General features: G+C 68.4%; 10 protein-coding genes. 2 read left to right on the top strand and 8 right to left on the bottom strand.

The window, feature by feature from the left end:
* The coding region (locus AC5Y3P_RS21905) for a serine/threonine-protein kinase PknH/PknJ (protein ID WP_500048044.1) at nucleotides 1-1,699 on the bottom strand (1,699 nt) is incomplete at its 3' end.
* A gap of 303 nt (nucleotides 1,700-2,002) precedes the next feature.
* Here AC5Y3P_RS21905 and AC5Y3P_RS21900 point away from each other — a divergent pair.
* Complete coding sequence (locus AC5Y3P_RS21900) at nucleotides 2,003-2,857, top strand: DUF4349 domain-containing protein (RefSeq protein WP_500048043.1); 855 nt, start codon at nucleotides 2,003-2,005, stop codon at nucleotides 2,855-2,857.
* A 4-nt stretch (nucleotides 2,858-2,861) separates the two neighbouring features.
* Here AC5Y3P_RS21900 and AC5Y3P_RS21895 read toward each other — a convergent pair whose 3' ends face one another.
* The 5 genes from AC5Y3P_RS21895 to AC5Y3P_RS21875 form a co-directional block, all read right to left on the bottom strand.
* The gene (locus AC5Y3P_RS21895) at nucleotides 2,862-3,671 is read right to left on the bottom strand and encodes a spirocyclase AveC family protein (protein ID WP_500048042.1); all 810 of its coding nucleotides are present in this window, start codon (nucleotides 3,669-3,671) and stop codon (nucleotides 2,862-2,864) included.
* 364 nt (nucleotides 3,672-4,035) lie between these two features.
* Nucleotides 4,036-4,773 carry an MSMEG_1198 family transcriptional regulator gene (locus AC5Y3P_RS21890; protein ID WP_500048040.1) on the bottom strand — a complete coding sequence of 246 codons (738 nt, stop codon included), beginning with the start codon at nucleotides 4,771-4,773 and terminating at the stop codon, nucleotides 4,036-4,038.
* A 274-nt stretch (nucleotides 4,774-5,047) separates the two neighbouring features.
* Nucleotides 5,048-6,256 carry a sulfotransferase family protein gene (locus AC5Y3P_RS21885; RefSeq protein ID WP_500048039.1) on the bottom strand — a complete coding sequence of 403 codons (1,209 nt, stop codon included), beginning with the start codon at nucleotides 6,254-6,256 and terminating at the stop codon, nucleotides 5,048-5,050.
* On the bottom strand, nucleotides 6,253-7,290 hold the full coding sequence (locus tag AC5Y3P_RS21880) for a DUF1214 domain-containing protein (protein WP_500048038.1): 1,038 nt from the start codon (nucleotides 7,288-7,290) through the stop codon (nucleotides 6,253-6,255). Before AC5Y3P_RS21880 ends, AC5Y3P_RS21885 begins: the two co-directional genes overlap by 4 nt.
* A gap of 57 nt (nucleotides 7,291-7,347) precedes the next feature.
* The gene (locus AC5Y3P_RS21875; RefSeq protein WP_500048037.1) at nucleotides 7,348-8,259 is read right to left on the bottom strand and encodes a dienelactone hydrolase family protein; all 912 of its coding nucleotides are present in this window, start codon (nucleotides 8,257-8,259) and stop codon (nucleotides 7,348-7,350) included.
* Between the two features lie 91 nt (nucleotides 8,260-8,350).
* On the opposite strand from AC5Y3P_RS21875, the gene AC5Y3P_RS21870 reads away from it, so the two are divergent.
* Nucleotides 8,351-9,019, top strand: a complete 669-nt coding sequence (locus tag AC5Y3P_RS21870) for a PIG-L deacetylase family protein (RefSeq protein ID WP_500048036.1) — start codon at nucleotides 8,351-8,353, stop codon at nucleotides 9,017-9,019.
* Nucleotides 9,020-9,026: 7 nt separating this feature from the next.
* Here AC5Y3P_RS21870 and AC5Y3P_RS21865 read toward each other — a convergent pair whose 3' ends face one another.
* Nucleotides 9,027-10,718: a vWA domain-containing protein gene (locus AC5Y3P_RS21865; RefSeq protein WP_500048035.1), complete on the bottom strand. Its 1,692-nt coding sequence runs from the start codon at nucleotides 10,716-10,718 to the stop codon at nucleotides 9,027-9,029.
* A 71-nt stretch (nucleotides 10,719-10,789) separates the two neighbouring features.
* Nucleotides 10,790-11,140 carry a hypothetical protein gene (locus AC5Y3P_RS21860; protein WP_500048034.1) on the bottom strand — a complete coding sequence of 117 codons (351 nt, stop codon included), beginning with the start codon at nucleotides 11,138-11,140 and terminating at the stop codon, nucleotides 10,790-10,792.
* Between the last annotated feature and the right edge of the window lie 544 nt (nucleotides 11,141-11,684).

Genomic DNA, 11,684 nt, shown 5'->3' with positions numbered 1-11,684 from the left:
CGCGGCAGGTCATGACGTCGACCATCACGTTGTTGCGGGCCGTTATCGCCCGGCCACAGCCCCACCCGCCGCCGCCTTCGCGCATCTCCAGCATCGAGGTGATGCCGTCGTCGGTCTCCGGGGCACCCAACGTATAGGTGAGGATCTCGCCGTTGGGCATCTTGGCGGTCACGACCTGGCCGGCGCACTTCTCCCAGACCGCTTTCTGCTCATCGAGCACCTTGTCGGTGCCCTCGACGTCGGGGAACAGCACCACCAACTGCGTGACGCTGTGCGTCAGCGGGCCCTCCCCGGCGTTGCGCAGCAACTCCTGGTGCACCGCAGTCCACCCGGTACCGGCATACACCTCGCGCTGCGACGGCACCCACGGGCCCAAACACTCCCTGCCCTGCGTCACCAGTGCCGCGTCGTCGGACAGGTGCGGGGTGCTCTCGGTGCTGACCAGCTCACTGCTGCCGACCAGGTTGGCCAGCTGATTGGCCGGCAACAAGAAGCCCTGCAGCGCCGCGGTTTCCACCAGCGGTGCCGGCGGTGCGGTCGTGGTGGTCGTGGTGGTCGGGGCGGTCTCGGCGTCCGAACCGGAGTTCATCGCCACCGCGATGCTGACCGCAGCCACCAACATGATCACCGTGGCCACCGCGCCGATCACTATGGCGCGGCGCTTACCCGGCGAGCCGGAAGACGACGGCGGCGCGCCCGGGTAATGCGGCTGCGACGGCGGCTGGTGCAGCCGCTGCTGTGGCTGCGACGCGGGCCATTGTGGCACCGGGCGTTGGGGTGCAGGGGCGAACTGCTGTTGGCGGGGCGGGTAGGCCGGCCGGCTCGGCGGCCACTGCTGCTGTGGCTGCGCCGGGCGGGGATAGCCGCCGCGCAGCGCTGCGGCCGCGGCCTGGGCGAACTCGCTGGCGGTGCGGAAACGCTGAGCGGGGTCCTTGGCCATCGCCTTGGCGATCACCGCGTCCATTGCGGGCGGCAGTTGCGGGGCTTCCACGGTCAGCCGGGGCGGCGGGGACTGGATGTGCGCCGTCATCAACGCCGCAGCGGTGCGCGCGCTGGCGTACGGCGCCTTGCCGGACAGCAGCCGGAACAGCGCGCAGCCCAGCGAGTAGATGTCGCTGCGCGCGTCGGCGCGGCCTCCGGTGAGGATCTCCGGGGCGGCGTAGGCCAGCGTGGCGGTCACCGACCCGGCCGCGGTGATGCCGGCGTCGTCGAGCGCGCGGGCAATCCCGAAGTCCGCCAACAGAACTCGCTCGTTGGGGCCGACCGGACCGGACAGCAGGAAGTTGGCCGGTTTGACGTCGCGGTGCACCACGTTGCGGGCGTGCGCGTGGTCGAGCGCCTTGGCCACCTCGGTGATGATGTGCACGGCACGCCCGGCGGTCATCTGGCCCGCGCGCAGCGCCGCCTCGGCATCGGTGCCGTCGACAAACTGCATCGCGATCCACAGCAGTCCGTCCTCGGTGGTGCCGCGCCGGTAGATCGAAACGATGTTGGGATGGTCGAGCACCGAGGCGACATCGGCCTCGCGGGTGAACCGTTTGCGGAACGCCTCGTCGCGACAGAACTCGGCGTTGAGCACCTTCAGGGCGTCGCGGCGCGGCAGCTCCGGGTTGTCGACCAGATACACCACGCCCATCCCGCCGGTGCCGATCACCCGCACGACTTTGTAGCCCGCAATCATGGCCCCGGGGGACAGCACCTAGCGCACCCCCACGCTGAATCGACGGACCATCATGGGCCAAACATAGTCGGCGAGCTCCACCCGGGCGCGGCGCACCGGGCCGGATACCGGGAAATTTCGGCCGCTGCCCGCCCCGGCGGCGCCGCTTTGGTGCCTGGTCGGGCCGCCCGGCGCCGGTACCGTGATTCCATGGCCACTCCACTTCGGTCCCGTTCTACGCACCGTTTGACGTCGGCGTTTGCCGTCGCGGCCTTGCTGCTCGGGCTGACCGCCTGTTCCGGTTCTGAGTCCGCCAGCCAAGATGCGGTCCCAGCGGCCCCGATGACCGAGCTGGCTCCGCAGGGCACGCCGAACGCGCCGCAGAGCCCGACCGTGCCCGACGAGCAGCGCGACGTCGTCAAGACCGCCTCGTTGACGTTGGCCGTCGACGACGCCGGCGACGCGGCGGACCGGGCGGTCGAACTCGCCGAGACCGCCCGTGGCCGGGTGGACAACCGCAGCGAAAGTGGCGGCTCGGAATCCGGGCCGACTCGGGTCTCGCTGCGGCTGCAGGTGCCCGCGGCAGAGCTCGGCGCCGTGATCACCGGGCTGCGCGGGCTGGGGACGGTGCACAACCTGAAGATCAGCAGCGAGGATGTCACCCAGCAGCGCGTCGATCTGGACGCTCGGATCACCGCGCTGCAGACTTCGGTGGATCGGTTGCTGGCGATCATGCGCGACGCGCGTGATCCGGAGGCGCTGATCCAGGCCGAGGACGCTTTGGCTGAACGGCAAGCAGACTTGGACAGCTTGCGCGCGCAGCGCACCGCCCTGGGCAACCGGATCGAGTACAGCTCGATCGACGTCGAGGTCACTTCCACCCGGGTGGCCAGCCCGGCCGCGCACCGCGGGTTCCTCGGCCAATTGCAGCGCGGCTGGGAGACATTGGTGTCGGCGGCCAATTACGCGATGCTGACCTTCGGCTTGCTGCTGCCGTGGCTGGCCGCCCTGGCGGTGGCCGGCGGACTGCTCTATCTGCTGGTGCGGGCGCTGACCCGGCGCAGCCGGCCGCAACCGCCGGCGGCTCGGCCCGCGAACGCGCCGTCCGCCCGCCCACCCGCTGCCGTGAGCACGTCGCCGTCGTCGCCGGCTCCCGCCGCTGCGCCGGCCGATGACGGCGAGGAAACCGCCAAATAGAGCGTTAGGACTGCGGGCCGATCCCGCCGTGCAGCGGTTGGTTCGGTATCCCCGGATACAACTGCTCGGTGGGCCCGACGTTCATCCAGCCGCCCAGCTTGGTCACCAGATGCGGTGCGAACACCGACAGGTACAGCGCGTGGCCGATCAAGATGGCCGAGACGATCGCGACGAACCAGGCCTGCAACTTGGTCTTCGACAGCTTGGCGGCCCAGATCTCGAACATGTTGCGGCCCTGGTCATCCGTGCGAGCCAGCAGGTAGGTGAAGGTCATCATCTGGATGCCCATCGCGATCGAGTCATAGATCGGGTACTGATACTTGGTGCCCTCCGAGATGGCCAGGCCCTCGATCACGTAGCCGTAGTAGAAGTTCCCCAATCGGGCACCGAACAGCGCGTTGAAGCAGAACGCCCAGGTGAAACCGACGGCGAAACCGACGGCCAGCAGGGTCTGCGGACGGCGCCAGTTGAACTTGGCCACCACCCGTTTGCCAACCGCCGCACCGATGATCGCCGGCAGCACGAAGTAGGAGATGTAGCCGATCGGCACCTGCGCGGGCAGCCCGCCGTAGGTCATGTTCATCGGCCACCAGTCCGGCATCCGGGGCAGGCCGGGCGGGAACTGGGCGTACACCGCCCAGTCGTAGGGGGCTTCGACCCAGGAGAACGACAGCGCCGACAGCGACAACAGCAGCAGCGCGTGCGGGCGCCGTTGCCGCCAGCTCAGGTAAATGCCAGCGAACAGGAAGGACAGCCCACCGACGTAGGCGAAGACGATGCCGAATTTGAGTGACAGCGCGATGTCGGCGTTCACCGCTGCTCCTGCCCGCCCTTGGGTCCGCGCGCTTCGGGATCGAAGTACCAGACCAATCCGACGATCAACACGATCAACCCGAACAGCGTGCCGAGCATGATGAGCTGGCCCACCTGCACACCTCCTTGCCCACTTTGGATAGTGACGACTATCTCAACGGTTAGATAGTGCCTACTACCTTAAAAATGGTCAAGGGGTGACCGGGGTGCAGAAACCAACGCCGTGGTGACATCCCCGGCGAGGAAAAGGAATTGCTCACGCGCAGCAGGCGCTGCATAATGGCGTCATACCACCCGGCCCTACTGGGGCCGGGTTTTTTCATGCTCACCGCATGACGACCCGACTGCGCGCACCATCGCGACGATCATGGTTTGGCTGCGCCGATGACCGAGCCGTGGCCGTTTCGTCGGCACCAGCTCACGAGATAGCTCGCGTGCAGACCGCACCAGCGGTACACGGCCGCCAAAGTCAGCGGCAGCTCAGGATCGTGCTCACCCCGCTGCGTGATGATCGGGCCGAGATAATGGGTGGCGACCTTGGTCGCGGTGTTGACGGCAACGCCGGCGGCCGCCGCCAGACTCGCACCGTCGGACGCACGACCCGACGCGATCGCGCCGGCCAGTCGTCCCGCGGTCTGGCCTTTACGTCCCTGGAACAGGTCGTAGAGGGGCGGTTTCGCCGGCCTGCCCGCGTTGCGGGCGTCGCGCTTGCCGACGGCGGCGTTGCGAATCACCGTCGGCAGGTCCGCGGGGCCCGAAGACTTGTGGATCACGTACGCGACCTCGGGGCGTAGATGGGCCTCGTCGAGGTGGTCGTGCTCCATGCGATGACCCTGGGCGGCGATCACGACGGGAGCGAGCCGGTCCGCGTCGCGCAGGATATCGATGACGTCGAGGCCGTCGAACCGGAACTCCAGATCAGGGTTGTTCCACACCAAGTCGGCGATCACGACGTCGAACCGGACCCGGCCCGTGACCTCGCGCCGCACCGCGTCCTCGTCGACCGCGACCTTGACCGTCGCTTCCGGAAACGCCGTGGCCAGGATGGGAACGACGACCTTGCCCAGCGGGGACGCCACCAATATTCGGGACTGCTTGTGCACCCGAACATTCTGCGATGTCGAGCAAGATCTTGCCTAGAGAGCCTGGAATTTGGGTCGTCATGCCCGACTGCGGTCCGAATGGGTGTGGACGGGGGCTGATTCCCGGCTCGTCCGAATGGACGATAGGTGAGCCGGGGCGGGTGAGGAGGCACAGCGATCGCCGAATCGGGGGGAGCCGACGATCGAGGAGACGGAGTGACCGCGGGGGGTGCGGTTGCGCCGGGTGCCTCAACCCCGCCCCTGCAGTGTCCGATGCGCTGCTCCGCGCGTCTCGCTACCGCCGTGCCAGGAATGCGAACCGGGTCCGCACGGCCTCGGGCTCCATTCCGAAGTCCTGCGGTGAATAGCGGTGCGTGCCGGCGGGCTGGCGCGGGTGTGCGGCGTGGTAGCGCTTGACGAACTCATCCGGGTTGGGCGGCAGTGTCATACCGGCCGCGGCGTAGACCGTTTCCAGACAACCGGCGGTATCCGAGATCAGGTCCCGGTAGTCCAGGTCGACGAAGGTAGCGCCGTGCTGCTGGTCGCCGGCACGGAATTGGGTTGCCCGGCGCAGCCACAGTTCGCTCTGGTCCAGTTGGTAGCGGCCGACCTCTTGTGCGTCGACGTCGTCGCTGTAGGTGCTGCGGTACACCGCGAACAGGCCGGCCCCGGAGGTCAGGGTTTCCACGATGTCGCGGTGGATCTGCACGATCACCGCTCCCGGGAATGCCGCAGTGAGGTGGTCGAGTTCGGCGGTGTGCGCTGGTGCCTTGAGCACGAAGCGGCGGCCGTCGCGCACTGCTGAGAGCAGTTGCAGACCGTCGCGGTAGCGCAGGTAGCTGGCGGCCAGGTCCTGATCGGCCAGCCAGGTCGCGTACGACGGCAGCCGCATCATCGACGTGAAGCCCCAGTTGCGTAGGTCGGTGCCCATGCCCAGCACGCATTCTTCCGGCAGCGTCGGGCCCGACGGGTGAATCGCCGCCATCTCCGGGGTCAGGGTGTGCAGCAATCCCGTTGCGGCCTCGGTGATTTCGGGATGTGGCGCGTCGGTGCAGCGCCAGGGCGCGGCCAGCTCGCACGGCAGCGGCGCATGCAGTCGCGGGTCGGTGCCCAACAGCCGGAACAGGAACGTGGTGCCGGTGCGCCAGCCGCCGATGATGACGATCGGCGGCGCGATCTCGCGCTGGGTGACGCCGGGGTGTTCGTCGCGGTAGCGGGCGATCTGCGCTCCGGCGGCCAGCCTGCCGCTGGCTGAACTCAGCGCCATCCGGACCCCGACCGCGTTCAGCCGCCCGTCCTGTTCGGCCGAGCCCAGGAACGCGTGCAGGCCGGGTTCCCAATCGGGACTGAACCATTCGGTGTTCAGTCCGGCTTGCCGGACGGCGCGGGTGACGACGGCGTCGGCGTCGAAGCGGTAGCGCTCGGGCCGCGCGGTGCGGTCGTGTTCGGCGGCGGCGTGAATGGCCTGAGCTTCGGCGGTGCGCGCCGGGGGCTGCCAGGTCATCGGATCGCCTGCACGGTCACGACCGGCAACTCGGGTTCGGCCGCCGGTTGCAGGAAGCGCAGCACGAACAACCCGAAGCTGCGGCCTTGGGTGTCGAGCCAGTCATGGTCGCGCAGCTGCGGGTCGCGGGCTGCCAGCACGAAGCGGTAGCGGCCGTCGCGCACGGTCGCGGTGGCGCCGGTGTGCGTGCTGAGGTGGCTGCGGTAGTCCAGGGAGTTCAGGAACCTGTTGTACAGCACGATGTTCCAGTTCCGGCAGTCCGGCACGACACCGTCGATCAGCAGTACCTGGTCGGGTTCGAGCTGCCAGCCGCCGCGCAGGTAGTGAATACCCGGTTCGGTGAACGCCGCTCCCCCGGCCATCGCCGACCAGTGCCGCACGGTGTTGGGCTGCTCGCGCTCGGCGGCGGTGGCCAGACCGAACAGCCCGGGTAGCTGGCCGAGGAATTGCCCCAGTTGCGCGAGGTCGCGGTCCAGGCGGTCCGGACCGGGTGCGCTCGAAGCGGTGTCGAGTGTTTCGATTCGACACTGGCCGGGGAGCTGTGGCATTACCTGGTCGTGGATGTAGCGCACCCAAACCGAAGACGCATCCGCAGGCAAGGACAGCCCCGCGGAGTTTCGGGCCAATGTCAGGGTGAAGTTCCCGGCTTCGTCGACGTCGAGTCCGTCGGAGTCGACGCGCGCCACCGCTTTGGCGGTCGCGATGTTCGAGCCGGCGTAGACGGTGATGGACTGGTAGACCGAGTCCCCGACGTTGCCGCTGATCTCGTAGGTTCCGTCGCCGCGAAGGTCGCTGATCCAGTAGCGGTAGTTCGGGTTGTCCATGAAGAACTTTTCCCGCCACCCGTTGAATGGCGCCAATTCCGCTGGGCCGCCGTCGTTCTCAATGCGGGCCAGTCGGTTGTTCAATGCTCGCAACAACGCGCGACGGCCGTCTTGCTGGTCTCGAGGGTCGGCGTCGGCAAGCAGTTCATCGAGTTGGGCACCGGCTGCCTGCATTCCAGCCGCCAACTGGGCCCAGCCATCGGTCGCCACGACAAACGAGTGTTGCCTATGCCGACGCGGGGGTCAACGAGGCCCGCGGAGAACCTCTCAGCCCACGTGACGGGTCAACCAGTCCTGCACCCGTCGCCAGGCGTCGTCGGCGGCGGCCGGGTCATACCGGTCCGGGTTGGTGTCGTTGAAGAACGCGTGGTTGGCGTCCGGTTCGGTGACCAGCTCATGTACCAGGCCGGCCTTCTCCAGCGCGGCCCGCGCCGTCGGTTCGGTGACGTTGACCCGCTGATCCAGCGCGCCGTAGAAACCCAGCACGGCAACGTCTTTGGAGCCGGCGAAATCCGGGTCGTCCGGGGTCGGCCCGTAAAATGGGATAGCCGCGGCCAACTGCGGGACGCCCACGTCGAGCAGCCGCCAAATGAACCCGCCGCCCATGCAGAACCCGACCGCGGCGAGCTTGCGGGCCGGCACCCGGCGCTGCAGTTCGGCGATCCCGGACTGCAGGTTGGCCAGCGACCGCTCCTCCGGGATCTCACCCAGCGCCGCGGTGGCCGCAGCCGGATCCGCGAACGTCGCGGTGCCGCCGCGCTCGGAGAGCAGATCGATGGCCAGCGCCGAGTAGCCGATGCCGGCGAACCGGCCGGCCACCGAGCGGGTCCAGTCGTTGAGGCCCTTGTTCTCGTGAATCACGAGGACACCGCCGCGGGGTTCGGCGGCCTCGGCCCAGGCGCCCTGCAGTTCGCCGTGCGGGCCGGCCCAGCTGATCGGTTCGGTGGGCAGCGCGGTGTCCGCACCGGGTGGCGGTGCGCTGACAGTGACCGGCTCACTCGACGTCACCGGCGCGTCGGCGACCGGTTTGTCCTGACCGCAGGCCGTGATCAGCGCGGTGGCAGCGGCCGCGCCGATGCCGAGCAGCCCCAGCCGACGCATCGCTTCGCGCCGGGACAGCAGGCCCTCGAGGTGGTCGGTGGCGATCTCTTCGGCGATGTAGCGCTTCAGCGGTGTCACCTGGCTGAGTATGCGCCTGGTTGACTGGGTATGCGGCGGAGTCGCGGGAGGCATTGCGACATCTGCACCACCGAGGAAAGGCTGGCACGCCATGAGTTCCGTTTTCCCCACCGACTGGCGCAGCGCGCTGGTCATCATGCCGCACCCGGATGACCCGGAGTACGCCGCGGCCGCGGTCGCGAAATGGACCACGGCAGGCAAGCAGGTGCGCTACATCCTGGGCTGCCGCGGCGAGGTGGGTATCGCCGGAATGCCGCCGGAAGAGGCCGGCCCGCTGCGCGAAGCCGAGCAGCGCCGCGCAGCCGACCTGGTCGGGGTGCAGGATTTGGAGTTCTGGGAGTTCCCCGACAGCAGCATCCGCAACGACGAGGCGCTACGCGCCCAGATCGCCGAAACCTTCACCGCGCTGAAACCAGACGTGGTGATCACCGTCTACGGCGAGACGCACTGGGCGCCGGGCGTACCGAACCAGAGCGATCACATCGAGTTCGCCGCCGCAGTCCAGGCCGCCTACGACAGCCTGCCCGAGCCGCCGCGCTGGCTGTTCTGCGTTGCCGCCGGAGACGGAACGCACGCCGAAACCGTCGACGGTTTCTTCGACGTCGCGGTGGAGTCCTTCGCTGCCCACGAGCAGTATCTGAGCGTCCTCGATCCCGACACGTCACCGGTCGAGCAGGCCCGTGCGGTGCTGGAGCGGACCATGCCGGTCGGTCGTGACGGCAGTCGGGCGGTGCACTTTCGGCTCGAACGGCAGCGCTGACGCAGCGTCAGCCGATGACGCGTTCGGTGGCGATCACCTCACCGTCGCGGAACTCGTAGGTGACTTCGATGACCGCGTCCAGATCATGGTCGAGGTCTCCGCTCGAGAAACTGTCGGCGTAGATCAGCTTCTCGTTGGTGACGATCGTCGACCCCTCGACTCGGACCGCGTCGAAGTAGCGGCCCGCACCGTAGGTCTCGCCCCGCACCGGAGACTGCCCGGGCATGATCGTCCCCACAACCGCACGAGGCGCTTCCCGCGTGGAGAAGTCGTAGATGCCGACGAACATCATCATCGAGGAGCGTCCGGCGCAGCACATGTCGAACGTCGAGCCAAAGCAGGTGAAGCTGACGACGGCGTCTTCGGTGCCATCCCCGTCGGGATCGAGCCAACCGATCAGCTTCGGATCCGTGATCGACGCACCGGCGAATTCGCCTGAAGGAGTGTGTGCTTCACCCTTGCCGTCGACCACGGTGATCGGCTCGGTGTTCTTCCAGCCCCTCTCGTCGGTACCACAGGTGCCGGCCGGGAAGGTCATGTTGAGGACGGTGTTCTCGTCGACGTCGGCGGGCCGGACCGGATCGGCGCTGCCGGGTGGACCGCAGATGCACAAGGTGATACCGGTGATGGTTCCCGAGGCCTGGCCACCGGAATCGGAGTAACCCTCGACGTCCATCTTGAAGCCGGTACCGGTGTTCGGGTCCGCGGTGTAGATCACGGTGCCCGAGTCGCCACTGACCTGAACGTCGACCGGTTCACCGTAGAGATCGGTGGCCTCGCTGAGCGGAGAACCGGGCGCCACCCCGTCGATGGTGCGGCCGCCGTCGTGCGGGCTGATCTCCTGCAGAATCCGGCCCTTGAACCGGTAGTCGCAGTCGCGCCAGCTGACCGTGGTTTCCAGATCGGTGACCACGCGCGGGAAATCCGGTTCCAGGTCCCGGATTTCGTCGATGCCCATACCCACGGCGATGCCGCCGCGGCCGTTGGAGCCCAGCGCGCTCTCGGCGGCCTCCAGGTCCTGGGTGGCCAACAGCCGGGCGGCGAGTTGGTTGGCGTTGTCGGCGTGCACGAACAGCCCGCCGGCGCTGTCGGCGATGCAGCGCAGCTGGTCAGCGGCGGGCCCGTCGAGCTTGAAACCGACCGTGGAGATGGTCAGCCCCGGGTGCGCCTCCTTGAGCGCGGCGGCCGTCTCACACGGCGGGATGTCACATTTGTCCTCGCCGTCGGAGACCAGCACGATGGCCTGCTCGGAACCGTCGGTGGGCAGCTGCTCGGCCGCGACCTGCAACGCCAGGCTGATCGGTGTGTACCCGGACGGGACGATGGCGTCGATGGCCTCGGCCACCACCGCGCGGTCCAGCGTCGCCAGCGGCTGCAGCACGGTGACGTCCCGGCAACCCGCAGGCTTGTCCTCGTCGGCCGAACCCGTTGAGGTGCCGTAGGTTTCCAGGCCGATCGTCGAGTCATCGGGCAGCGCGTCGATCAACCCGTGCGCGGCGGCCTTGGCGGCGTCGATGCGCGGACCGGGGGCGTCGTTCTCGGTCATCGAGCCCGACGCGTCCAGGATCAGCATGGTCGGCACCGATTTGGTGATCGTGGTGGTGCCGTCTCGCGCGCTGCGCGATCCGTCATCGCTCGAACAGGACGTCAGCACCAGCGCGGCGCATGCCGCGATCACCATCCCCCGCACCCATGTCATGGGCCGATGGTAGCCAGCTGGGCAATGGCATAGGCCGAAGACGCCGCGAATCTGCCGGACGACGGGTGGTGTCAGTTGATGTACTGCGGTCCGCCGCCGCAGTCGGGCGCTCCGCCGTACGGGATGCCGTGCTGAATCTGGCCTTCCACCCAGGCGCTGCAGATTGCCCCGCTGCGCCAGGCCCAGGGCCCGAACGGGCCGCCTGGGCCGTAGCCTCCGGTCTGGGCGTAGAAAGCTCCGCTGGGGAAGGCCAAGCCCAAGCAGTACTTCTGCCCACCGTTGCCCGGGTGTTGCCCACCTGGACACCAGTCGGCGGCGCCGTTGGGGATGTAGGGGTCTGGGTCGGCAGCCGCCGGTGCCGTCAGCGCCAGTGCAGTCGCTGCCGTGATTGCCGCGATCAGCGGCGCCGCAAGCTTGTGCATTTAGGTTCCCCCATGGCCGTCCAGCACGCCGGTCCTCCACACCGTCGATGACCCCCAGACTACTTCCGCGGCTGCGTCGGAGTCTCCAGAATCGCGCCGCCCGCTGGCCTCATGCGCGGGCGACCCGATCGTGTCGACCCGCTCGTTGCCGCGTCATCCCCGCCGCTGCCGGCCGCGGATCCACTGCTGCTACGGGCTGGTGAGCCAGGCCACGAAAGGTGCGCCCGACGCTGCGGGAACGGTAGATTCCCCAGGGCAGCCGACGCTGTCTACGGCACCGGATGCTGGTCAGCCCGCGCCAGCGCGAATGTCGCGTTCCGGTTCGTGTGACTCCCACTCGTTGGCACCCGTTGGTGCTGCGCCCTGAACGGAAACCTGTTGTGACTTCTTCTGCCCAACCCACTGCCGCGACCGTGCGTGAAGCCGGTGACCCGAGCACCTCGGTGTGGGCCGCGTTGCGCTCCCCGGCGCGGCTGAAGACCGAGGTGCTGGCCGGGCTGGTGGTCGCGCTGGCGTTGATTCCCGAGGCGATCTCGTTTTCGAT

It is taken from the genome of Mycobacterium sp. NGS45, from assembly GCF_059812645.1.
This window is presented reverse-complemented; position numbering and strand designations above follow the sequence as displayed.